19 protein-coding genes and 1 pseudogene are annotated in these 22,435 nt (G+C 70.2%); 5 read left to right on the forward strand and 15 right to left on the reverse strand.

The genetic code is table 11. The features are described from left to right. The first annotated feature begins 7 nt into the window (after positions 1-7). From nusB to F788_RS0110500, 3 genes are read left to right on the forward strand one after another with little or no spacing between them, the layout of a single operon-like run. The gene (gene nusB / locus F788_RS0110490) at positions 8-547 is read left to right on the forward strand and encodes a transcription antitermination factor NusB (protein WP_019590125.1); all 540 of its coding nucleotides are present in this window, start codon (positions 8-10) and stop codon (positions 545-547) included. Between the two features lie 31 nt (positions 548-578). Further along, positions 579-1,574, forward strand: a complete 996-nt coding sequence (thiL, locus tag F788_RS0110495; RefSeq protein ID WP_019590126.1) for a thiamine-phosphate kinase — start codon at positions 579-581, stop codon at positions 1,572-1,574. A 55-nt stretch (positions 1,575-1,629) separates the two neighbouring features. Next, complete coding sequence (locus F788_RS0110500) at positions 1,630-2,163, forward strand: phosphatidylglycerophosphatase A (RefSeq protein ID WP_019590127.1); 534 nt, start codon at positions 1,630-1,632, stop codon at positions 2,161-2,163. 12 nt (positions 2,164-2,175) lie between these two features. Here the strand turns inward: F788_RS0110500 and F788_RS0110505 are convergent, their stop codons facing one another. Genes F788_RS0110505 through F788_RS0110515 form a run of 3 tightly spaced genes read right to left on the reverse strand, consistent with a single transcriptional unit; the run spans position 2,176 to position 5,602 of the window. Next, complete coding sequence (locus tag F788_RS0110505) at positions 2,176-3,069, reverse strand: MBL fold metallo-hydrolase (protein WP_019590128.1); 894 nt, start codon at positions 3,067-3,069, stop codon at positions 2,176-2,178. After that, positions 3,066-3,938, reverse strand: a complete 873-nt coding sequence (locus F788_RS0110510; protein ID WP_018870915.1) for an HDOD domain-containing protein — start codon at positions 3,936-3,938, stop codon at positions 3,066-3,068. Before F788_RS0110510 ends, F788_RS0110505 begins: the two co-directional genes overlap by 4 nt. Continuing rightward, on the reverse strand, positions 3,899-5,602 hold the full coding sequence (locus F788_RS0110515; RefSeq protein WP_019590129.1) for an HD family phosphohydrolase: 1,704 nt from the start codon (positions 5,600-5,602) through the stop codon (positions 3,899-3,901). Before F788_RS0110515 ends, F788_RS0110510 begins: the two co-directional genes overlap by 40 nt. Positions 5,603-5,789: 187 nt before the next feature. Here F788_RS0110515 and F788_RS0110520 point away from each other — a divergent pair, with 187 nt between their 5' ends. Continuing rightward, on the forward strand, positions 5,790-6,287 hold the full coding sequence (locus tag F788_RS0110520) for an HPP family protein (protein WP_018870919.1): 498 nt from the start codon (positions 5,790-5,792) through the stop codon (positions 6,285-6,287). Between the two features lie 10 nt (positions 6,288-6,297). On the opposite strand, the pseudogene F788_RS13420 reads toward F788_RS0110520, so the two are convergent. The 8 genes and pseudogenes from F788_RS13420 to dksA all read right to left on the reverse strand — a co-directional run bounded on the left by F788_RS13420 (position 6,298) and on the right by dksA (position 17,183). After that, positions 6,298-10,171: pseudogene (locus F788_RS13420) on the reverse strand (AAA family ATPase). A 59-nt stretch (positions 10,172-10,230) separates the two neighbouring features. Further along, positions 10,231-10,758, reverse strand: a complete 528-nt coding sequence (locus tag F788_RS0110530) for a hypothetical protein (protein ID WP_019590132.1) — start codon at positions 10,756-10,758, stop codon at positions 10,231-10,233. Beyond that, positions 10,755-11,327, reverse strand: coding sequence for an RNA 2',3'-cyclic phosphodiesterase (thpR, locus tag F788_RS0110535; protein WP_019021084.1), 573 nt, complete (start codon positions 11,325-11,327; stop codon positions 10,755-10,757). The genes F788_RS0110530 and thpR overlap by 4 nt, the downstream gene beginning before the upstream one ends. After that, on the reverse strand, positions 11,324-12,646 hold the full coding sequence (locus F788_RS0110540; protein WP_019590133.1) for a sigma-54 dependent transcriptional regulator: 1,323 nt from the start codon (positions 12,644-12,646) through the stop codon (positions 11,324-11,326). Before F788_RS0110540 ends, thpR begins: the two co-directional genes overlap by 4 nt. Further along, entirely contained in the window at positions 12,643-15,582 is a 2,940-nt protein-coding gene (locus tag F788_RS0110545; RefSeq protein ID WP_019590134.1) for a sensor histidine kinase, read from the reverse strand. Before F788_RS0110545 ends, F788_RS0110540 begins: the two co-directional genes overlap by 4 nt. Continuing rightward, positions 15,572-15,742 carry a hypothetical protein gene (locus tag F788_RS14070; RefSeq protein WP_018870925.1) on the reverse strand — a complete coding sequence of 57 codons (171 nt, stop codon included), beginning with the start codon at positions 15,740-15,742 and terminating at the stop codon, positions 15,572-15,574. Before F788_RS14070 ends, F788_RS0110545 begins: the two co-directional genes overlap by 11 nt. Before the next feature lies 1 nt (position 15,743). Then, positions 15,744-16,676: a tRNA glutamyl-Q(34) synthetase GluQRS gene (gluQRS, locus tag F788_RS0110555; RefSeq protein WP_019592921.1), complete on the reverse strand. Its 933-nt coding sequence runs from the start codon at positions 16,674-16,676 to the stop codon at positions 15,744-15,746. A gap of 57 nt (positions 16,677-16,733) precedes the next feature. Next, positions 16,734-17,183 carry an RNA polymerase-binding protein DksA gene (dksA, locus tag F788_RS0110560; protein WP_018870927.1) on the reverse strand — a complete coding sequence of 150 codons (450 nt, stop codon included), beginning with the start codon at positions 17,181-17,183 and terminating at the stop codon, positions 16,734-16,736. Between the two features lie 125 nt (positions 17,184-17,308). On the opposite strand from dksA, the gene F788_RS0110565 reads away from it, so the two are divergent. Then, on the forward strand, positions 17,309-18,079 hold the full coding sequence (locus F788_RS0110565; RefSeq protein ID WP_019590136.1) for an HAD family hydrolase: 771 nt from the start codon (positions 17,309-17,311) through the stop codon (positions 18,077-18,079). A 205-nt stretch (positions 18,080-18,284) separates the two neighbouring features. Here F788_RS0110565 and F788_RS0110570 read toward each other — a convergent pair whose 3' ends face one another. The 4 genes from F788_RS0110570 to rsxC are packed head-to-tail and all read right to left on the reverse strand — an operon-like array spanning position 18,285 to position 22,433. Further along, positions 18,285-18,974, reverse strand: coding sequence for an electron transport complex subunit E (locus F788_RS0110570; protein ID WP_018871170.1), 690 nt, complete (start codon positions 18,972-18,974; stop codon positions 18,285-18,287). Continuing rightward, positions 18,971-19,657 carry an electron transport complex subunit RsxG gene (gene rsxG, locus F788_RS0110575; protein ID WP_019590137.1) on the reverse strand — a complete coding sequence of 229 codons (687 nt, stop codon included), beginning with the start codon at positions 19,655-19,657 and terminating at the stop codon, positions 18,971-18,973. Before rsxG ends, F788_RS0110570 begins: the two co-directional genes overlap by 4 nt. Then, positions 19,654-20,715 carry an electron transport complex subunit RsxD gene (gene rsxD, locus F788_RS0110580; protein WP_019590138.1) on the reverse strand — a complete coding sequence of 354 codons (1,062 nt, stop codon included), beginning with the start codon at positions 20,713-20,715 and terminating at the stop codon, positions 19,654-19,656. Before rsxD ends, rsxG begins: the two co-directional genes overlap by 4 nt. After that, positions 20,715-22,433 carry an electron transport complex subunit RsxC gene (gene rsxC / locus F788_RS0110585; RefSeq protein WP_019590139.1) on the reverse strand — a complete coding sequence of 573 codons (1,719 nt, stop codon included), beginning with the start codon at positions 22,431-22,433 and terminating at the stop codon, positions 20,715-20,717. The genes rsxD and rsxC overlap by 1 nt, the downstream gene beginning before the upstream one ends. Between the last annotated feature and the right edge of the window lie 2 nt (positions 22,434-22,435).

Below are 22,435 nucleotides of genomic sequence, written 5' to 3' on the forward strand. Positions count from 1 at the left end.
GGATGCCGTGAACGCCGTGACTGAATCCAGCAACTCCGGTTCTCCCGACCGCCCCCCGCGCGAACAGACCCGCGCCGACAAGGGCGGGCGCAAGCAGCGACCGCGCAGCACGCCCGAGCAGCGCGCGCGGCACGCGCGCTCGGTCGCGCGCCGCCGCGCGATGCAGGCGCTTTACTCCTGGCAACTGACCGGAGACGATCCGAAGAACATCCTGCTCGCGTTCCGCGAGGAGGACGAACACGCCAAGGCGGATCCGGAATACTTCCGCGAGATCCTGATGGGCGTGACCCGGGCGCACCAGGAACTGGACGCACGCATGCAGCCCTGGCTGGGGCGCGAACTGGATCAGCTCGATCCGGTGGAACACGCGCTGCTGTGGATCGGCCAGTGGGAACTGGCCGAGCGCATCGAGCTGCCCTATCGGGTGGTGATCAACGAGGCGGTGGAGCTGGCCAAGCGCTTCGGCGCCGAGCAGTCCCACCGCTACGTCAACGGCGTGCTGGATCGTCTGGCTGCCGAGCTGCGCAGCGCCGAGATCCGTCGCTGAGGCGGATCCACTACCGCCCGGTGCGCGGCGCATGGCGTCCCCGTCCCTGTCCGAATTCGATCTGATCCGGCGCTACTTCCGGCCGGCCGGCCCCTCCGGGGATCCGGTCGCGGACGCGCGCGTGGTCCTCGGCGTGGGCGATGACGCCGCGTTGCTGCGCCCGGATGCCGGCCACGAGGTGGTCGTCAGTACCGACACCGTGGTGGAGGGCCGGCATTTCTTTCCCGACCATCCCCCGGCGAGCCTGGGGCACAAGGCCCTGGCCGCCAGTCTCAGCGACCTGGCGGCGATGGGTGCGGAGCCGCTGGGCGTGCTCCTGTCGCTGGCGGTTCCGCAGGCCGAAGATGCGTGGCTGAGGCCCTTCAGCGAGGGATTCCTGCGGCTCGCGCGGGAGCTGCGCGCGCCGCTGGTGGGGGGCGACACCGTGCGCGGGCCGCGTTCCGCGGGGGTCACCGTGCTCGGCCAGGTGCCCGCGGGCTGCGCGCTGCGTCGCGACGGGGCCCGCCCCGGGGACCGGCTGGTGGTGACCGGCGAGCTGGGGGGTGCCGCGGCCGGTCTGGCGGCCGAGACGCGGCGCCGCGAGCAGGGTGCGGCGCCGCCGGATGCCGGCGCCGCAGCCGTTCAACGGCTGTTCTGGCCGCAGCCCCGACTGGCGGCGGGGCGGGTGTTGCGGGACCATGCGCGGGCCGCGATCGATCTGTCCGACGGTCTGCTCGCCGATCTTGGCCATGTCTGCGCCGCCTCCGGCTGTGGGGCCCGCGTCGACTGGCCGGCGGTGCCGCTGGATCCGGTCCTCGCCGGGGCGAATCCGGCGCTGGCCCGGGAATGCGCCCTGGGCGGGGGCGACGACTACGAACTGCTGCTGGCGGTGCCCCCGGAGGTGGAGCTGGCACCGCTGGCGGAGGCCGCCGGCGTCGCGCTCCACGTGATCGGGGAGTTCACCACCGGCGATGCCATCCGCGTGGTGGATGCCACCGGCGCCCCTCTGGACGCGGGGCGTTCGGGGCACGATCATTTCGCGGACTGACTGAACAACGAGACGAGGGCCGGACTGCATGGTTCCAGGGATGACGAAAACGACGATGCCGTCGGCACGCACCGTGTTCGGCGACCCCATCCATCTGCTGGCCTTCGGCTTCGGCTCCGGGCTGTCGCGCTGGGCCCCCGGCACTACGGGTTCGCTGGCCGCCCTGGTGCTGTATTTCGCGATCATGAACTTCCCCGAGTGGGCCTATCTGGCGATCACCGTGATCGTGACCATGGCCGGGTTCCACATCTGCGGGGAGAGCGCACGGCGCCTGGGCGTGCACGACCATTCCGGGATCGTGTGGGACGAGTGGGCGGGGATGCTGGTGACCCTGGCCTTCATCCCGCCCGGGATCACCCTCGCGGGTGACACCGCCGGGCTGGTCTGGGTCGCGCTGGGTTTCTTCCTGTTCCGCCTGTTCGACATCCTCAAGCCCTGGCCGGCGCGCTATTTCGACGAGAAATGGCACGACGGCACCGGGATCGTGATGGACGACGTGGTGGCCGGGCTGTATGCGGGGCTCGCTCTGATGCTGATCGTGCTGGCGGCGCAGCAGACCGGGCTGGCGGTGGGCACGCCGCCGGCCTGATTCGCGCGGCCGCTACAGCGTAACGGTGACGCCCTCCCGGGCGAGCTGGATGGCCGGTTCGTCCGCGGGGTCCGGCGGCGGGTTGCGTTCCAGGGCCTCGGCGAAAATGCGCTCGAGTTCGTCGTCGTCGCGCGTCGGTTCGTGGTGGGTCAGCCACACCTGCCGTACCCCGGCCTCGCGTGCGGCCCGGATGCTGGTGTCGTAGGTGCCGTGGCCCCAGCCCGTGCGGCGTCGATACTCCTCGGGCGTGTAGGCGGTGTCGATGATCAGGGCATCGGCGCCGCGGAAGAAATCGATGATAGCCGCCCGGCGCTCCCGCACCATCGCTTCGTATTCCGCATGGCCGTCCTCGCCCGGGGGATGGATGTTGTACGGCCATTCGTGGTCGCCGGTGAACACCAGCGTTCGCCCTCCGGACTCCAGACGATAGGCGAAATTGAGCACCGGATGGCCCATGATCATGGGCGTGACGGTCACGCTGCCCACCTGCGTGGCCTGACCTTCGTGCAGGGTGGCGTACTCCATGCTGGCCGCCAGTTCGTTGTCGCGCACCGGGAAGAACGCGTAGTCCATCTGCCGTGCGAGGACCTCGTGGATGTCGCGCTGGTTGACCGGGTCCGCCGCTCCGTGGATCCGGATGCGGTTGCCCGCCACGAAGATCGGGATGAAGAAGGGCAGCCCCTGGATGTGGTCCCAGTGGGTGTGGGTGATGAAGATGCTGGCCTCCAGCGGCATGTCCGCCTGCAGCTGCCGGGCCAGCTGGAAGATGCCGGTACCGGCGTCGAGGATGATCAGCTCGTCGTCGGCGCCGCGTACCTCGATGCAGGTGGTGTTGCCGCCGTAGCGTACGGTCTGCGGGCCGGGAACGGGGATCGAACCGCGCACGCCCCAGAAGGTGAATTTCATCGACCGTCCTCCTCGCTCTGCATGAACAGACGGGTGGCTTCCAGCTCCGCGCCCGGGTCGTCCAGGGCTTCCGTCAATTCCGCAAGATCGGCGCCGAAACGCTCGCGAATCGGTCGCGGGAAGGGTTCGATCACCGGATTGCCGGAATCGCCAAAGTCCAGGTGACGCACGATCTGGTTGGCCGCGAACACCGTGTCGCGCAGCAGGCTCCAGTCGCCGTCGCGATCCGGCGCGTGATGGTAGCGGATCGCTCCGGCCAGCGTGGCGGGCAGGCCCCAGTGTTCGATCAGCAGACCGCCCAGTTCGGCATGATCCACCTCCAGACGCCGGGCCTCTTCCCGATGCAGCGGTACAGGACCGGCGGCCGCGGCCGCGAGGACCGGAGCGTAATCCTCGCCGGCGTGTCGGATCAGCACGATCTTGCCGAAATCATGCAGCAGGCCGGCGACAAAATGGTCGGTGTTCTCGCTCTCCGGCACCCCCAGGCGCCGCGCCAGCAGGCGCGCGATGGTGGCCACGCCCAGCGAGTGCTCGAGAAAGCGGCCGGTGTCCATGCCGGCATCGTTGCGCGCCGGCAGCATGCCCACCGCCGCGATGCTGAGCGCCAGATTGCGCAGGGTGTTGAACCCGGCGATCACCAGGGCCTGGCGCACCGAGCTGACCGGGCGCGCCAGGCCGAACCATGGCGAATTGACCAGTTTGAGGATCCGCACGGTGATCACCGGGTCGCGTTCCAGGGCCGCCACCAGCTCGCGTGGCTCGCTGTCCGGGTCGCCGGTCAGATCGAGGATGCGCTGCACCGACGCCGGAAACCCCGGCATCCGGTCGATCAGGGCCGCGTAGCGGTTGAGGCGTTCATCCCCGGCCATGGGCTGTTCTCCTTGCGCGGGTTGCAGGGACGCCGGATCCCGGGGAGGCGGTCAGTGTCGATCTCGTCGATCTGGCGCGGGTCGAGCTGCTGTTCGGCGTAGCGCCGATACACGCCCTCGTCGACGAACACCCGGAACAGGTCGGGGTCGAGATGGCCGTCTTCGACCATGCGTCCCATGATGGTCAGCGCCTGCGACAGGGGCATGGGCTTCTTGTACGGCCGGTCGGGGGCGGTCAGCGCCTCGAACACGTCGGCGATGCCCATGATGCGTGCCGGGATCGACAGCTGGTCGCGAGTCAGGCCACGCGGATAGCCACGCCCGTCCATGCGTTCGTGGTGGCCCAGGGCGTACTCCGGGACCCGCTGCAGGTGACGCGGGAAGGGGAGCTGTTCCAGCATCTGCATGCCCACGGTCATGTGGCCCTCCATGATCCCGCGTTCCTCGTCGTTGAGCGTGCCGCGCCGGACGCACAGATTGCGGACCTCGTTTGTGTCCAGCAATGGTTGTTGCGTGCCGTCCAGCGCGGTCCAGCGGCGGTGGGCGAGGGCTTCGATACGGGCGATGTCCTCGTCGGTCATGAATTCGCCACCGGTGTTGGAGCGGCGCAGGAATTCGAGGTCCTGGTTCAGACCCTCGCGGCGTTCGGCGCTGGTGCGATCCACCTCCTGCAGGGCTTCGCTGCCGCCGGGCTGGCGGGCCAGGGCCTCGCGCAACTGCCGAATCTCGTGGTCGCGTGCGAGGATTTCGACCCGGTCGCCGATTCCGTCGATGCGGTCGAAGATACCTTCCAGCTTGGTCGACTTTTCCATCACGTGATGCGGGGTGACGACCTTGCCGCAGTCGTGCAGCCAGGCGGCCGTCCGCAGTTCGTAGTAGTCGTCGGGCCCGAACCGGAAATCGCGGACCGCGGGGTCGCCGGATTCGCTGGCGGCCTCGGCCAGCAGCAGGGTGGCCTCGGGGACCCGGCGGCAGTGCGCGCCGGTGGAGGGCGATTTGGCGTCGATGGCGGTGGCAATGACCTGGACGAAGTGGTCGAACAGTTCGCGCAGCTCGTCGATCAGGCGCTGGTTGGTGAGCGCCACCGCGGCCTGCGAGGCGAGTGACCGGGCAAGGTCCCGGTCCTGTTCGTCGAACGCCCGGATCTCGCCGTCCACGGTCTTGTTGAGCAGCTGCAGCGCCGCGATGACGTTGCCTTCGTGGTTGCGCAGGGGCACGGTCAGGACCGAGCGGGTGTGGTAGCCGGTGCGCCGGTCAAAGGCGCGGGTGCCGGAGAAGTCGAAGCCCTGTTCGCGGTAGGCATCGGCGATATTCGCCGTGCGGTCGTTGAGCACGGACCAGACGACCACCGCCTGGTCATTGGGACTGGCGTCCTCGCGATACAGCGGTACCGCGGGCAGCTGGCCGTCGACCGGCTCGCCGGTGCCGCCAAGGTGCAGGCCCAGGGTGTCGTTCTGCACCAGGGCGAATTCGAGCTCCTGGCGGTCGGAATCCAGCAGATAAACGGATCCGGCGTCGGCACCGGTCAGGGCCCGGGCGTGGCTCAGGATCTGTTCCAGCAGCTGCGGCTTGTCGCGTTCGGCCGACAGTGCAATCCCGATCTCGTTGAGCCGGCGCACGCGTTCCAGCAGGTCGTCCCGGGCTTGCTCGTTGCTGTGCGTCATGGCGCCTTCCCCGCGGGGTGACCACCGGCCACGCGCGCGATCCGCGTGCCCGGCAGGACTTCCCGCCATTCCCCCTTTGGAAGAATAATGGACCGGACCGGCGTGGCCGTCCAGAAAATCCGGAGGTGTACCCCCGTTGGGTGTTTGCCTAAACTTCGGCTTCCGCCACTCCCCCGGAAACCGCAGCGTGAAATTCTACCTCATAGACCGTCAGTTTTTCCGGCATCCGCAGCATTACCTGCAGCAGGTGGGTGTGGCATTCCTGGTGATCGCGGGGCTGGTGGCGGGACTGGGTATGGTCACCGAGGTGGTCGTGGTGGCGGCCATTGGTTCCAGCGCGTTCATTACCTTCGCGATGCCGCATTATCCGACCGCCACCGCCCGCCGGCTGATCGGCGGACACGTCCTCTGCATCGCAGTGGGGTGGCTGTGGTCGGTACCGTACGCCGCGGGCGTCTTCGGCAACGGTGATGCGGCCCTCGCGATGGCCGCCGGGGCCGCACTGGCGAGCGCCAGCCTGCTGATGCTGATCACCGACACCGCCCATCCGCCGGCGGCCGGCAACGCGATCGCGTTCGCCATCCTCGGGATGTCGCTCCCGCATGTGCTGTTCTCGGTGGTGGCGGTTCTGCTGCTGGCCCTGATCCGCTACATGCTGCGCGGCTGGCTGCGCAACCTGGTGTGACCCGCGCGGATCAGGCCTCGCGCGGCAGGTCGTGGCTGAGGGCCTCGGCACCCGGGTTGCCGATGATGCACTGGTCGACCTGGCGCAGGCTGCGGGCCACCCATTGCCGCCAGTCGGGGTCGCGGGCATGCCGTTCGACCTCGAGCAGCACCAGACGCTCCACGTTGGGATTGCCCTGTTCCCGCGCATCGGCGCGTGCCCGTTCCAGTTCCTGCCACCCCTCCGGATCTGCCCCGTGCGCGAGTTCCAGCAGGCTGCGGGCACGCTGGAGCCGGATGGTCGGCTGAAAACAGCGGTCGCCGCGCTGCAGCGAGTTGTCCAGGGCCGCGTCGGCGATCGCCAGACATTCCTGCGGATCGGGGGCCCCGCGCCGAATCGCGTCCAGGAGGAACAGCCGGAACAGGGTGCTGACGCCGTCCATCACGCTGCGCATGATCTCCACCTGTTCGCGGATGATGTCCACGGCCTGGTCATCGCCCAGTCGGGTGCGCGCCCAGGCGGATACCGCGACGGCCCCGGTGCGCCACAGCGGGTAGTCGTAGGCCTCGGCGATGTCGTGGGCCTTGCGCGAGGCCGCCAGTGTTTCGTGCGGGCGGTCGGCGAAGAAGCCCAGGGCGGAGCGGAAACTGTAGACGAAGGCCTGGGTGGGCCGGTGATCGAGCTGGTCGGCGTGCTGGCAGGCCCGGTCCATCTCCACCCAGGCACGTTCGTGGTTGCCGGAAAAGAGCAGCGTCCAGGCGAAAAAGGCGCGTGACAGAATGGCGGGGTTCTCGGTGTGGCGGGCGATCAGACGCGGGTGATCACGCGGCTGGTAGAGCTCCAGCGTCCTTGTCTGGTGGTCCATGGCCTGGCGGAAGTGCCCGGTCCAGAAGCAGGTGTTGCCCTGGACGTAACCGGCGGCGATCCGCAGCAGGCGATCGCCCGAGCGCTCCGCCACCACCTCCGCCTCGTGCGCCAGGCGGGCGGCTTCGTCGAAGCCCTGACAGGATCCGGCTCCGTGCCACAGTCCCCACAGTACGCGGAAATGCTCCACCGGGTCGCGCTCGGGCCGCGACAGCTCCGCCGCGCGTTCGAACAGGCCGTGGACCGTGCGCGAGCCGTATCCCATCAGCGCCAGACTGGCCGACCCCAGCCCGCTGAGGGCCCGCAGGGTGTCGGCCTCGTTGAGAGAGGCGCTGTCGGCGAGGTCGTTCTGGAGGCAGTCGAGGGCATCCTGAAAGTGCTGCGCCGCTTCCGGCAGCATGCCGCGGGCAAAGGCCTGCTCGCCGGCCTGCAGCCAGTGGGTCACCGCTTCGCGGTAACGACCGGCCTGGTGCAGGTGCACTGCGACCCGGCCACCCGCCGGGGCCCCGTACGGACGTTCCGCCTCTTCCTGCAGCAGATCCGCGAGTCGGTCGTGCAGCCGCGAGCGCTCGGAACGCAGCATGGCCTCCAGCGCGCTTTCCCGGTACAGCGCATGACGGAAGCGGAACAGGTTCCCCTCGGAGGCACCGGCCGGTTCGACGAACCCCTTGCGCATCAGCAGTCCCAGTTGCTGGCGGACGTGCTCGGTGGAGCGTTCGAGCAGCCGGGCCAGGATGTTGACGCTGAAATCGCGCCCGATGACCGCCGCCGCACGTGCCAGTTCGCGCGCCGGCCCTAGCTGCTCCATGCGCGCGATCAGGAGGTTGTTCAGGCCGGGGGGCAGTTCATCGCCGGGAGTGCCCGGGTGCCCGTGTTCGAGCGCGAAGCGGGTCAGCTCTTCGAGGAACAGCGGTACGCCTTCGCCCCGCGCGACCAGTTCGTCGCGTACCGTGCGTGGCAGAGCCTGGCCGGGGTCCAGCGCGGCCACCAGATGCCCGGCCGCCGCATTGTCCAGCCCCTGCAGAACGATGGATTCCATCTCCACGTCGCGCCATTCGCTGCGATAGCTCATGCGCGTGGTGAGGACCACCATCAGGGCGGCATCGCGGCCACGGTGGTGCAGTCGCCGCAGGAATTCCGACGTCGCAGAGTCCATCCAGTGCAGGTCATCCACGATCAGCAGCAGGGCCCGGCCGCGCACGCCGGTCAGGGTCAGATCCACGAGGGCGTCGAGCAGGTGGTCGCGGTCGACGTTCCCGGAGCGGAACAGCTCATGGTCCGGGGTCGTGGGACAGGTCAGCCAGCCGGCAATGGCGGCGGCCTTTTCCGCGGCTTGGCCGTGGCGTTGCAGAAGCCTGCGGAGCAGGCGTTCGGCCGCCGCCCGGCGGTTGCGTGTGGCCGCCCATCGTCCCAGCGTCTGGCGTACCGGGGCCAGCAGCTGGCGGGCCGTGTCCTCGCGGCATTTGAGGGCCCGGACCACGCCGTGACCATCCACCTGTTCGGCCAGGCCGCGGGCCAGACGGCTCTTGCCCATGCCCGCCTCGCCCTGGATCAGGACCCAGCGGGAACCGCCACGACGGGCCCGGTCCCATTCGCCCCGCAGGCGGCGCAATTCCGCATCGCGTCCGGCCAGCGGGGCCTGACGGGTCGCCGGGCGTGCATCCACGCGGTCGCGCGGACCCGGGTCTGCGATGACCCGGAAACCGCCCGGGCGTCCGCGCCAGGGCTGGAATTCGAAGAAACCCTCGAGGTTCTCCCGCACCGCGGCCGACACCCACAGGATGCCGGGGCGCAGGGAACGCGCGACGGCCTGGACGCGCGCGGTGAAACGGCCGGCAGGGTCGGGGATGTCGGGGTCGTCGCCGGTGATCACGGTGTCGATGTCCACCGCCGCGCAGTTCGACCCCGGACGGCGCGGTGCCCAGGGCCTGCCAGGCCGCCCTGACCGCGTCCATCATGGCCTCCTCGCGCCCGGCCGGATAGCCGAAATACGCCAGCAGGCCCTGGCCCGGGGCGCGTACCACGTGGCCGTGATGCGCCAGCAACAGGGCGTCGAGCGTTTCCAGCGCCGTACGAATCCGCTCCCACTGTTCTTCGATGTCCAGGTGTTCGGGTGCCCGCAGATCGCAGACCACCAGCACCAGCCGGCGACGCTCCTGGCGCAAAGCGGTGGCGGAGGCCGCCGCGCGGTCGGTCCGCTGCACGCCGTCATCGCGCGCGCGTTCGAGCTGTTCGCGGATTTCGGCCAGCGCCGGCCCGGGGGCGTGGCCGTCGGTTTCTTCCAGGAGCTGTTCCACGCGGCGATAGTGTTCTTCGGCACGTGCCGGCTGGCCGGCCAGCAGCAGGGTCCGCAGAAACACCGCATTCAGGGCCTCGTCCGCCGGGGCGAGGTCCAGCAGCCGCCGCATCTCGCGGATCCCGCGCTCCGGTTCGCCCGCCTGCCGCAGATATTCGTGGAGGCGCTCGACCGCGGCGCGCGCATGCGACCACAGGACGTCGCGCTGCTGTCGTACCCAGGCCTCCAGGCGGGGCAGGCCTTCGGCCACCGCGTCGGTGGCGAGGAAATGCCCCTGGTACAGTTCCAGGCGCGCCAGCTCGCGGTCGGCAAGGTTCAGGGCATCCTCCGGGCTGGCTTCGGCAGGAGCGACGAACGCGGGTCCGAAAGAGGTGTCTTCGGCAGCGACCCGGAGGAAATCGGCATGGCAGCGATCGTCGACCCGGAATCCGACGTCGCGGGTCGCCGCCTGCAGGTTTTCGGCGAGGGTGTCGCCCAGGTGGCGGCGGATCTGGAACAGGCCCTGACGCAGATTGACGCGGGCGTTGTTGGAATCGAGTTCGGGCCAGAAGAGTTCGGCCAGTTCGCGGCGCGGGACACGGCGGGGGCTCTCGGCGACCAGATAGATCAGGAGCAGTCCGGCCTTGGTCCCGGACAGGGCCGGAATCTCGCGGTCGTCCACGCTGACCCGCTCGGTCCCGAGCGTCGTGATCTCCAGTTGCGCCAAGGCCTTTCCCCCGTGCCGATCACCGGCCACTCGGATCATACCAGTGTTGGCCGGGGCGCTGAATGCCCCCTGGAGAACCAGGGTTGGGCGGGGTGGTGTCAGTCGATGCGGATGGTGCTGTACCCCTGCCGCTCGTAGCCCATGATGGACAGGAAGGTGTTGCCGACCAGCTCGATGCCGGACAGCAGGTCCTGATGCCCGAGATCGAAGCGCCGGGTGGCGATGCTGCAGGCCTCCATGTGCACGTTGTCGAGACCCTGCAGATCCCGCAGACGGTCGTGCAGGCGTTCGACCGCGTCGGCGTCGGCGAGGTCGAGATGATCGGTGGATTCCGCGACCAGTCCGGCCGCCCCGCCACGGAAGGCGAAGATCATGTGCGGTTCCAGTCCCTGGCGCTGCATGTCCTCGCGGGTCTCGAGCATCACGTCCAGCCGCGCGATCAGGCGTTCGGGGTCGCCCAGCGTCACGTCCCAGAGGATGCGTCCGTCCTCGAGGCCGTCGATGGCGCGGGCATCGCCCGGCTTGTCCGCCAGTGCGGGCAGCGCCAGGGCCAGCAGGAGCAGGAGCGCCAGACCGCGGGACAGGCCGGAGATCGGGCCGGAGATCGGGGAATGGTCGAGTGTCATCGGTCGCCTCCGTCAGATAGGTTACTTGAGGATAGCAGGTGACGCTCCGCCAGCAGGCGATAGGGGCCGGGGTGGCCGTCACGACCGGATTCGATCAGCACCAGATGATTCGCATGCCAGACCACGGGGACGGGCGGTGCCTCGACTTCGGGCGGCGTCGGCGCGTGGCGGCGCAGGGTTACGTGCGGGCGGAACGGGCGCTCTTCGAGCCGGACCCCGGCGGCGCGGCAGGCCCGGGTTGCGGCGCTGGCAAGGGCTTCCAGCCCCGGCGGGGTGGATGACGGTCCGATCCAGCTGACGCGGGGACCGGGGAAATGCCCGTAGCGGTCCAGGTGCAGGTCCACGGCATGTTCCGGGAGCGCCGCCAGGGCCTGTGCCAGGGCCTCGGCGACCGGCGCACCCACGGTGCCGGCAAACGCCAGGGTCAGATGCAGGTGGGCGTGCGGTACCGGACGCCCCGGTCCCGGCAGTTCCCGGGCCAGCGCATGCAGGGCATCGCGGGTGGCCGGGTCCGGCCACAGGGCGAAGAAGACCCGGCGTTCGGCGGGCGTGGCAGTCACGGCGTTCACGGGCGCGGCAGGTTTTCGCGCTGGCGGCGTTCCCACAGGGTTTTGCGGCTGATGCCCAGGGCACGGGCGAGTTCGGTCTCGTTCATGCGGGTCTGATTCTCCAGCACGAACTGGCGGAAGTAGTCGTTGAGGCTGGTGCTCGCCGGGGGCTCCGGGGCTGAGGGGCCGCTGGCGGCTGGCGCGCTGGCATCGAGGCCGAGGTGCGCGGGCTCGATACGTGCTTCCGGGGCCAGCACCGCGCCGCGCTCCAGCGCGTTGGCCAGCTCACGGACGTTGCCGGGCCAGTCATGGCGGCGCAGGAGTTCCAGGGCCGCCGGTGTCAGCTCCGCCGGGCCGCCGGCGGAACTGCGTTCGGCCAGGAAATGCCGGGCCAGGACTTCGATGTCCTCCGGTCGTTCGCGCAGGGGCGGGATCGCCAGTTCCAGCACCCGCAGGCGGTAATACAGATCGGCGCGGAAGCCGCCGTCGGCGATCATGCGCTCGAGGTCACGATGGGTAGCGGCCAGCAGCCGGACATCCACCTGCCGGGCCTCGCTGGATCCCACCGGCCGGATCTCGCCATCCTGCAGAAAGCGCAGCAGGCGGGCCTGGGCGGCCGGGGCGAGCTCGCCGATCTCGTCGAGGAACAGCGTGCCGCCATGGGCACTCGCAATCAGACCGGTGCGGGCCTGTACGGCCCCGGTGTAGGCCCCCCGGGCGTGGCCGAACAGCTCCGCCTCCACCAGGCCCTCGGGGATGGTGGCGCAGTTGACCGCGACGAAGGGACCGTCGGCCCGCGGCCCCAGACGGTGCAGTGCCCGCGCGGCCAGTTCCTTGCCGGTGCCGGATTCCCCGCGCAACAGCACGGTGGATTCGGTTTGTCCGATGCGGCGGATCTGTTCGCGCAAGTGGTGGATACCGGGGCTGTCGCCCTTGAGGCCCAGATCGTCGCTGCTCGTGTCCCGCTCCGCGTCCGCATCGGGCTGCGCGCCGGCGCGTCGGCGCAGGGTGGCCCGCAGGGTCAGCAGCAGGGCGTCGTGGTCGAACGGCTTGGCGATGTAGTCCGCGGCGCCGTTTTTCATCGCCTCCACCGCCGACGGCACCGAGGCGTAGCTGGTCATGATCACCACCGGCGCGCGGGTCTCGCCCAGCAGCTGCGTGCCTTCGCCGTCGGGCAGGCGCAGGTCGGCCAGCAGCAGGTCCGGCTCGCCATACTCCAGCCGCTCGCGGGCCCGGGCAAGATCCTCCGCGGTGTCCACCGTCAAGCCGTGGTGGACCAGGTAGCGGCTGACGGCACGCCGGATCGGGGCCTCGTCGTCCACCAGCAGGATGCGCGTCATGACGGATCTCCTCCGGGGAGCGTGAGCAGAAAGCGGGCGCCGCCCTCGGGGCGGTTGGTCGCGGTCAGGGTACCACCGTGATCCTGCACGATGGAGTAGGCCACCGGCAGGCCCAGGCCGGTGCCCTGGCCGGTGGGCTTGGTGGTGAAGAACGGCTCGAACAGCCGGTCGAGGCTGTCGGGCTCGATGCCCGCGCCTTCGTCCTCCACCGCGACCCGGATGCGGCCGTCGCGGCGTTCCGCGCACACGCGCACCGTGGCCCCCTCGGGGGAGGCCTGTTCGGCGTTGGTCAGCAGGTTGATGAAGACCTGCAGCAGGGGCCCGCGGGCCCCGCGGACCAGCAGCCCCGGGGCGTCCAGGCCGAAGGTGACGAAGTGCAGGTCCTTGCGGCCGGCCAGCCGGGTCAGGCGGATGGCCTCGTGGATCAGTTCCCCGGGCTCGAGGTCTTCGAACCGGCTGCCGGCCGGTTCCTCGGCATGGGCGAAGGTGATCAGCGACTGCACGATGTCGTTGATGCGTCGGGTCTGCGCCAGTACGTCGTCGGCGATCGCACGGATCTCGTCGGGGTCGTCCTCCAGCGGCAGGGTCTGCGCGAGCGAGGCGATGCCGGTCAGCGGATTGCCGATCTCGTGCGCGACCCCGGCGGCGAAACGGCCGATCGAGGCCAGGCGGTCGCTGTGGGCGATCTCCGCCTCCAGCTGGGCGCGGTCGGTGACATCCTCGATCAGGATGATGCGGCCCTCGCGCCGCCCGTCCGAATCCAGCAGGTCGGACTTGTGCAGGTTCAGGCGGCGCCCGCCGTCCTCCAGTTCCAGGTGCAGTTTGTACCACTGCGGGTCGGGACTCTCGATGAACGCCGTCAGCAGCCCCCGCCAGGGCCTCGGCAGGCTGTCCAGCGGCTGCCCGGTGGCGGTGTCCGGCGGGATGCCGGTGAGCTGACCGAGGGCCTGGTTCCAGCCGGTGATCTCGCCGCTGGCGGTCAGGCTGGCCACGCCCAGCGGCAGTTCGTGCAGGATCTGGCGGTGAAAACGGCGCAGGGCATCCAGTTCGGCGGCCAGCCCGGACAGCGGCAGGGCGCGCGTCTCCAGCTGTTCCTCCACCCGGCGCAGACTCTCGCCCAGGGTGTGGCGGCCGGCGGCGTCCAGGCGCAGGTGCTGGTCGACGATCATGCGTGCCAGCACCGGTCCCAGCAGCCCGGAAAGGTTGCGCTCGATGCGTTCGCGCAGGCGCCGGAGGTCACTGCGCGAACGGGTGTGGCGCGGCAGGCCCAGTTCGTCCAGCGCCCGCTGAACCTCGTGGCGCGCCGGTCCCGGACCCAGGGTCGCCCCCAGCGCGGACTCCATCTCGCCCACGTCACCGGCCAGCGGCAGCCCGCCGGCGGTGCCGGCGGCGGCGTCGCCCGGGCAACAGGCACGGCCGGCCTCGCGCTCCTCCGCATTGGGCCGGGTCAGCAGGGATACCGCCACGAACAGCAGCGCGTTGAGCCCCAGGCTGAGGGTCAGGGCGAACGTCCAGGGGTCGAGATGGCCGGCCTGCAGCCAGTCCCGCGGGTCCGGCAGCCCGGGCAGGATGCCGGCGGTGTCCAGCAGTGGCAGGACCAGGGTGAACAGCCAGCCGAGGATGCCGGCACCGAGGCCGGCGAGGAAGCCGAGGCGGGTGGCGCGGTTCCAGAACAGCAGCCCGGCCAGCCCCGGCAGCAGCTGGGTCACGGCCGCGAACGAGATCAGGCCCAGTTCGGCCAGCCCTTCGACCACCTGCAGCACGCCGTAGAAGGCGTAGCCCAGACCGATGATCAGTACCACCCAGGTGCGGCGGGCCCACAGCAGGCGGCGGTACAGGTTGCTGCCGGGCGCATCGTCTTCCTGCAGCCGGCCGATCGGGGTGAGGTAATTGGTGCCCATGTGGGCCAGGGCCAGGGTGGTCACGATCATCATCGCGCTGGCCGCCGAGACCCCGCCGATGAACACCAGCAGCGCCAGCGTGGCCGAGTCCAGCCACCCCGCGATGCCGATGGCGTAGTAGTTGGGGTCGATCGCGAGCCCGGCCGCCTCGCCGGCCCAGTAGAGCACCGGCATCGGCAGGTTCAGCAACAGCAGGAAGGCCGGAAACGCCCACGCCGCACGGTTCAGGGCGCGCGGGTCGATGTTCTCGGTGAACAGCATGTGGAACTGGCGCGGCAGCAGGAAGGCGGCGGCAAAGGCCAGCACCATCATCGCGAACCAGCCGCCCTCGCGCACCGGGGCGTACAGTGCCTCGGTGGCCCCGGGGTTGGCGTCCAGCCATTCGTTCAGTCCGGCCGGTCCGCCGAACACCGCGAACAGCGCGACCCCGGCGATGCCGAGGATCGCGATCAGCTTGATCAGCGACTCGAAGGCGATGGCCAGCACCAGCCCCGCGTGTTTTTCGCGCGGGGCGATGTGGCGGGCACCAAAGAGGATGGCGAACGCGGCGATGGTGACCGAGAACGCCAGCGCCAGCAGGTGGGGCGGGGTCTCGGCCGTCAGCACCGCGGCGGATTCGGTGACCGCCTTGATCTGCAGGGCGATGTACGGGAGGACTCCGGCGAGCATGAACAGCGCGACCACCGGCCCGGTCAGGCGGCTGCGGTAGCGGAACGCGAACAGGTCGGCCAGTGAGGTCAGCTGATGCTCGCGGGTCAGGCGCAGCAGCGGTCGCAACAGCCACGGGGTGGCGGCAAAGGCCAGGGTCACCCCGAGATAGATGGTCAGGTACAGATAGCCCTGTTCGGCGAGAAAGCCGATGTTGCCGTAGAACGTCCAGGAGGTCGCGTACACCCCCAGCGACAGGCTGAACACCCACGGACTGGCGGCCAGCCGGCCGACCCGCGAGCTGCGGTCGGCAACAAAGGCGATGCCGAACAGGATCGCCAGGTAGGCCACGCCCACCGCATAGATCAGCCCCAGGCTAAGGGTCACGCCGCCGTCCGGTGGCCAGTGCCACCACGCCGACAAAGCCCGCCCAGATGGCGAAGGGCCACCACCAGGCCGGCGCGGCTCCGGCCAGCCACAGCACCGGCGGGCCGAGGAACAGCAGCACGCCCAGCAGCGTGATCAGGACGCCGTGCGAGGTGTCCATGTCAGGCTTCTCCGTCGGGCCAGGGCAGGTGGCTGGCAGGCGGCAGCCGCCGGGCCAGTGGACGCCGAGCGAGGTGGTCCAGGGCCTCATTCAGCTGGACCTCCGGGGCATCGGGGCACAGCGGATCCGAGGGCGTCAGCTCGATGACCTCCAGAATCCGCGCCAGCACCCGGCGGGCCGCATCGCCATGCACCCCGGCGGCGCCGGTATGCTTGGAGAGCTTGTCGCCGTCACCACCCACCAGCACCGGGTGGTGGGCATGCTCCGGCGGGGCCAGCCCCAGCGCCGCATACAGCTGCAGCTGGCGTGCGGTGGACCCCAGCAGGTCGATGCCGCGCACCACGTCGGTCACGCCCAGTTCGTGATCGTCGATCACGGTCGCCAGCTGATAGGCATGCAGCCCGCCGGCACGGCGGATCACGAAATCCCCGCCCAGGGCCTCCAGATCCAGGCACAGGGGGCCCTGGAAGCGGTCTTCCACGGTCCAGTGACGGGTCGCGGCGCGGGCACGCAGCGAACGCCCCTCGCGCCCGGCGGGCAGGCCCGGGCGGCAGGTGCCCGGATAGACCGGGCCTTCCCAGCCGGCGACGCCGGCGGTCCGGATCTCGCGCCGGGTGCAGGCACAGGCAAAGGCATGGCCGGATTGCAGCAGCCGGTCGACGGCCGCGGCGTAGACCTCGTCGCGGTTCGACTGGCGGGTGAGGGGACCGTCCCAGCCCAGACCGAGGACGTCGAGAGTGGCGAGGATCGCATCCTCGGCACCGGCCCGGACGCGCGGGAGGTCGATGTCATCGATGCGCAGGTGCCAACGCCCGCCGACCGCGCGGGCGTCCAGCCAGGAGATGACGGCGGCGAGTACGGAACCGGCATGCAGGGGGCCCGAGGGCGTGGGCGCGAAGCGGCCGACGTACGGGCGGTCGGGCGCGGATGACATGCCGGGCGGGCAGGGGGACGGGCGGGTGCGGCCCGGTGCGGGCCGCACCGGGACCCGTCACGCCATCTGCTTTTCCTTGATCTCGGCCAGCTGCTTGCAGTCGATGCACAGCGTAGCCGTGGGGCGGGCCTCCAGCCGACGGATGCCGATCTCCACGCCGCAGGCCTCGCAGTAGCCGTAATCGCCGCTCTCGATCGAGCGCAGGGCCTCGTCGATCTTCTTGCTCAGCTTGCGTTCGCGATCGCGTTCGCGCAGTTCGAGGCCGAACTCTTCTTCCTGGGTGGCGCGGTCCGCCGGATCGGCGAAGTTGGCCGCGTCCTGGCGCATGTGGCCCACCGTGCGATCTACTTCCTGCGCGAGCTCTTCGCGCCAGGCCTCCAGAAGCTGGCGGAAATGCTCGAGCTGGTCCGGATTCATGTACTCTTCGTCCGGCTTCGGCTCGTAGGGCGCGATGCCTCCGGCGACCATGTGTTTCGTGGACGGCTTGGCGTTGGCGTCTTCAGCCATGCTGGGTGTTCTCCGGCTCGAAATGAAGGCGCACTTAGTACCAGAGAAGGGGGGCACGAGCAAGTGATGTGCCATCGTTTCATCCCATTAACATGTTCTGATTCACGTGCGGAGGCGGTTATTTCATGGCATCCCTGCAGGCTTTGATCTTCGATGTCGACGGCACCCTGGCCGACACCGAGCGCGACGGCCACCGGGTGGCCTTCAACCGGGCCTTTGCCGAGGCCGGACTGGACTGGGAATGGAGCGTGGAGCGCTATGGCGAGCTGCTGCGGGTGACCGGCGGCAAGGAACGCATCCGCCAGTACCTGACGGAAGACCACCCCCGAGTGCTGGAGGAATCGGGCATCGATGACCGCATCCGGACCCTGCACGAGGCCAAGACCCGCCACTACGTGGCGCTGCTGGAGGGCGGCGCGATCCCGCTGCGCCCGGGGGTGGAGCGCCTGCTGGACGAGGCCGCCGCGGCCGGTCTGCGCCTGGCGATCGCGACCACCACCACGCCGGCGAACGTGACCGCGCTGCTGCGCGCGACCCTGGGCGAGGAGGGGCCGGGGCGCTTCGAGGTGATCGCCGCCGGCGACATCGTGCCGGCGAAGAAGCCGGCCCCGGACATCTACACTCATGCGCTGGCGGAGATGGGCCTGACGGCCGCGGAGGCGCTGGCGCTGGAGGATTCGGACAACGGCGTGCGCTCGGCCCGTGATGCCGGGCTGGAGGTGGTGGTCACCACCAACGATTACACCCGTGATCAGGATTTCAGCGGAGCGCTGGCGGTACTGGACGGCTTTGGCGAACCGGGCGCCCCGGCGCGGTCACTGGCCGGGGCCGAGCTGCCCGGCGACGTGGTGGACGTCGCCACCCTGTGCCGCTGGTTCGACCACGCCCGGCCGTGAAATCGGCCGGAGGGCCGGCCTCCCACCGGGGGCAGGGTTCCGTCCGTAGGAGGCCAGCCTCTGGCCGATCCGGCGCAGGAGCCGACCCGGCGCAGGGGATTGTCCGGACGCACAATCGGCCGGAGGGCCGGCCTCCCACCGGGGGCAGGGTGCGGCCCGTAGGAGGCCAGCCTCTGGCCGATCCGGCGCAGGAGCCGACCCGGCCCTAGCCGGCGGAAGGACCGGGTTCCGCCGCGGCGTCTTCGGCGGGTTCGGGGCCGCTCTCCATGGCCGCATCGATCCAGTTCTTGACCGCGATCAGCAGGCCCATGGCGAGGAAGGCCCCGGGTGGCAGCAGCGCCAGCAGGAAGCCGTGTTCCTCGGGGAAGAACTCGATCCGCAGGGCATGCCCCCATTCGCCCAGCAGCAGGTGGAAATCGGCGAACAGCGTGCCCTGACCCAGCAGCTCGCGCAGCGCACCCAGCGCGATCAGCACGCCGGTGAAGCCCAGCCCCATCATCAGCCCGTCCAGCGCGGCGCGCGGGACCGAATTGCGCGAGGCGAAGGCCTCGGCGCGGCCGATGATCGCGCAGTTGGTCACGATCAGCGGGATGAAGATCCCGAGGATCAGGAACAGGCCGTGGAACCAGGCGTTCATGGCCAGTTCGATCGCGGTCACGATGGAGGCGATGATCAGCACGTAGACCGGGATGCGGATCTCCGAACGCACGTGCTCGCGGATCAGCGACACGATCACGTTGGAGAGCAGCAGGGTCAGGGTGGTGGCGATGCCCAGCCCCACGGCGTTGACCACCGTGCCGGAGATCGCCAGCAGCGGGCACAGCCCCAGCAGCTGCACCAGGCCCGGATTGTTGTGCCACAGACCGTCACGGATGATGTCGGCGGGCGTGCTCATGGCGTTGTCTCCTGATCATCGTCGGGCGTGAGCGGTTCGGTCACGGCCGCTCCCTCGCCGGGTTCGGTCGCCAGCAGTTCCTCGCGATGGGCTTCAAAGTACTCCAGGGACCGGCGCACCGCATGCACCACCGCGCGCGGGGTGATGGTGGCGCCGGTGAACTGGTCGAAGGCGCCGCCGTCGCGGCGCACCGTCCATTCGTCGGCCGGCGGATCGCCCAGGCGGCGGCCCTCGAACGCGTGGATCCAGTCCGAGCGCCCGGCCTCGATGGCATCGCCCAGGCCCGGCGTCTCGCGGTGTTCCGAGACCCGCACGCCCAGCAGTTCGCCCTCGCGGTCGATGCCCACCAGCAGGTGGATATCGCCGCTGTAGCCATCCGGCGCAATCGCCGAGACCACCACGCCGATCACGTTATCGTCGGCGTCGCGCGCGAACCAGGCCGGCAGGTTTGCGCCCCCGAGGTCGTCGTGACTCAGGGGCGTGGTGTCGGTCACCGGCTCGTTCACGTAGTCCAGCTCGCCCAGCAGGTCGGCGATGCGCTGGCGATTGACCTCCATCCGGTTGGCCTCGATGCGCGCCTCGGTCCCGCTCTGCACCAGCGCGACCAGACCGGTACCGGCCCCGGCGAAGGCGGCCAGCAGCGCGGTGGTGATCGCGATGTCGCGCGGCTTGAGCCCGGTCACGGCCCGGCCCCCGGGGGTGGCCCGTTACCGCGCGAATGGCCGTAGATGCGCGGCCGGGTAAAGTGATCCAGGGTGGGTGCGACCATGTTCATCAGCAGCACCGCGAAGGCCACCGCGTCGGGGTAGCCGCCCCAGGTGCGGATCACGTAGATCAGCAGGCCGATGCCGGCGCCGTAGAGGATGCGCCCCAGCTTGGTGGTGGCCGCCGAGACCGGATCGGTGGCGATGAAGAACGCCCCGAGGATCACCGCGCCGCTGAACACGTGGAACGCCGGCGAGGCGTGCGCGTCCGGATCCAGGATCCAGAAGAACCCGGCGGGGATGGCCACGCCGAGGATCACCGCCAGCGGGATCTCCCAGCGGATCACGCCGCGGAACAGCAGGTACAGCCCGCCCAGCAGGAAGAAATTGCCGATCCATTCCCAGCCGGTCTCGGTGAAGCTGCCGAATACCGGGCTGGCGGTCACTTCGGAGACCGTGCGCCCGGACACCAGTCCCTCGCGCAGGGCGTCCAGCGGTGTGGCGCGCGTGATGGCATCCCATTCCATGCCGGCCGGCAGGCTGCCGGTGAGCACCGTCTGCAGGCTGTGCCAGAGCCCCAGCGGCATCTGCGGCAGGGTCTCCGGGGCCGGCCACAGCGCCATCTCGCGCGGGAACGAGACCAGCACCACCACATAGCCGACCATTGCCGGGTTGAACGGGTTGTAGCCCAGTCCGCCGTACAGGTGTTTGGCGACCACGATGGCGAACGCGATGCCGATCAGGGTGACCCAGAACGGCGCCAGCGGCGGGATGGCCAGGGCGAACAGCCAGCCGGTCACGATCGCCGAGTTGTCGGCCAGGGTGGGCCCCACCGGGCGCCGGCGCAGCGCGACCATGGCCGCCTCCAGCGCCACCGCGAAGCCCACCGCCAGGGCGACGTTGATCAGTACGCCCCAGCCGAAGAACCAGGTCATGGCGAGGGTGCCGGGGATCAGGGCCAGCAGGACCTGCTGCATCACCCCGCCGACCGAGTGGCGCGGGATGATGTGCGGTGAGGATTCGGTGCGAAAGCGCATCAGCGTCCGTGCTCCTGACTGTCATCCGTGGCGTTCGTGGTGTCCGCCGGACCCGTGTCTTCGGAGCGGCCGGGCTCGCCGGTCTCCGCGGGTTCGGTTCCCGTGCCGGTGTCGCCGGGGGTGGGGGAGCCAGCTTCGGGGGCCTCCCCGGTGGAACCGGCGGAAGAATCGGTGGCGTCTGCCTGGCCCTTGCGCGCCGCCTTGCGTGCGCGCGAGCGTTCCAGCGCGGCCTGGATGGCCGCCTGCTTGTCGTCGTCCTGGCCTTCCTTGTTCTTCACCGCGGCCTTTTTCTTCGCCAGTTTCTCGGCCTTTTCGCGTTCCTCGCGTTCCAGCCGGGCCTGACGGAACTCGTAACGCTCGCGCGCCACGTCCGACTTCTGGCGCTCCTTCTCGCGGGTCCAGATCTCGTGCTTGGCGTAGCGGTAGTACTGCACCAGCGGGATATTGCTGGGGCAGACATGCGCGCAGCAGCCGCATTCGATGCAGTCGAACAGGCCGTAGTCCTGGATGGCGTCGAAGTCCTTGGCCTTCGCCTGCCAGTACAGCTGCTGTGGCAGCAGCCGGGCGGGGCACACCGCCGCGCATTCGCCGCAGCGGATGCAGGGCATGCGCGGGCCCGGGGAGGGCGTGTCCTGCGGGCGTGTGGCCAGCAGGCAGTTGGTGCCCTTGATCACCGGCAGCGCGTCGTCGTGCACCGCGAAACCCATCATCGGCCCGCCCATCACCAGGCGGTCGACCTCGGCGTCGTAGCCGCCGGTGGCCGCGACCAGGTCGGCGAACGGCGTGCCGATCAGGGCGTTGACGTTGCGCGGCCTGTGCACCCCGGGGCCGGTGACGGTGACCAGCCGCGAGACCAGCGGCCGGCCCTGGATCACCGCGTCGCAGATCGCGCGGAAGGTCCCGGGGTTGTGGCAGACCATGCCCAGATCGGCGGGCAGCCCGCCGCTGGGAACCTCGCGGCCGGTCAGGACCTGGATCAGCTGGCGCTCCCCCCCGGTGGGATAGACGGCGGGAATGGAGACCAGCTCGAGGCGGTCGGCCAGTTCCGCCGGCGCATTCTCGGTGAGGGCGCGCATGGCCTCCGGCATGCTGTCTTCCACTGCGAACAGGATGCGCTCCACGCCCAGCAGGTGGGCGACGATGCGGATGCCCTCGAAGACCGCCTCGGGCGCGGTGCGCATCAGCATGTCGTCGGCGCTGATCCAGGGTTCGCACTCGGCGCCGTTGACGATCAGGGTGTGGATGTTCTGGCCGGCACGCGGGTTGAGCTTGACCGCGGTGGGGAACGCCGCCCCGCCCAGGCCCACCACGCCCGCCTCGCGGATGCGCTCGCGCAGCCGGCGGCTGTCGCGGGTGTCCCAGTCCAGCCATGGCTCCATGCGGGTGTCGCCCCATTCGTCGCGGCCGTCCGCGCGGATCACCACGCAGGGGGCGGACAGGCCCGAGGGGTGCGGGACCGGGTACTCGCCGATGTCTTCCACCACGCCCGAGGTGGGGGCGTGCACGTGTGCGGCGATGTAGCCGGCGGCCTGGCCGATGCGCTGGCCCTTGGTCACGCGGTCGCCGACCTGCACGCAGGGCTCGGTGGGATCGCCGATGTGCTGGCACAGCGGGACCGTGAGGCGTTCGGGTACGCCCATGGTCAGCACCGGCTCGGCGGTGCTCGCTTCCGTGTTGTCGGCCAGTTTCAGGCCGCCATGAAAACGGTGCAGCTGCATGG

It is taken from the genome of Thioalkalivibrio sp. ALE10, assembly GCF_000381385.1.
Lineage (GTDB): Bacteria > Pseudomonadota > Gammaproteobacteria > Ectothiorhodospirales > Ectothiorhodospiraceae > Thioalkalivibrio.

Coding starts and splice junctions, on each gene's coding strand:
- rsxC (WP_019590139.1), bottom strand. CDS start 22,433: ATGCAGCTGCACCGTTTTCATGGCGGCCTGAAACTGGCCGACAACACG.
- F788_RS0110510 (WP_018870915.1), bottom strand. CDS start 3,938: ATGGCCGGGGATGAACGCCTCAACCGCTACGCGGCCCTGATCGACCGG.
- F788_RS0110565 (WP_019590136.1), top strand. CDS start 17,309: ATGGCATCCCTGCAGGCTTTGATCTTCGATGTCGACGGCACCCTGGCC.
- F788_RS0110515 (WP_019590129.1), bottom strand. CDS start 5,602: ATGACGCACAGCAACGAGCAAGCCCGGGACGACCTGCTGGAACGCGTG.
- thiL (WP_019590126.1), top strand. CDS start 579: ATGGCGTCCCCGTCCCTGTCCGAATTCGATCTGATCCGGCGCTACTTC.
- dksA (WP_018870927.1), bottom strand. CDS start 17,183: ATGGCTGAAGACGCCAACGCCAAGCCGTCCACGAAACACATGGTCGCC.
- gluQRS (WP_019592921.1), bottom strand. CDS start 16,676: ATGTCATCCGCGCCCGACCGCCCGTACGTCGGCCGCTTCGCGCCCACG.
- F788_RS0110540 (WP_019590133.1), bottom strand. CDS start 12,646: ATGACGCGCATCCTGCTGGTGGACGACGAGGCCCCGATCCGGCGTGCC.
- F788_RS0110500 (WP_019590127.1), top strand. CDS start 1,630: ATGCCGTCGGCACGCACCGTGTTCGGCGACCCCATCCATCTGCTGGCC.
- rsxD (WP_019590138.1), bottom strand. CDS start 20,715: ATGCGCTTTCGCACCGAATCCTCACCGCACATCATCCCGCGCCACTCG.
- F788_RS0110505 (WP_019590128.1), bottom strand. CDS start 3,069: ATGAAATTCACCTTCTGGGGCGTGCGCGGTTCGATCCCCGTTCCCGGC.
- F788_RS0110570 (WP_018871170.1), bottom strand. CDS start 18,974: ATGAGCACGCCCGCCGACATCATCCGTGACGGTCTGTGGCACAACAAT.
- F788_RS14070 (WP_018870925.1), bottom strand. CDS start 15,742: ATGGACACCTCGCACGGCGTCCTGATCACGCTGCTGGGCGTGCTGCTG.
- F788_RS0110530 (WP_019590132.1), bottom strand. CDS start 10,758: ATGACACTCGACCATTCCCCGATCTCCGGCCCGATCTCCGGCCTGTCC.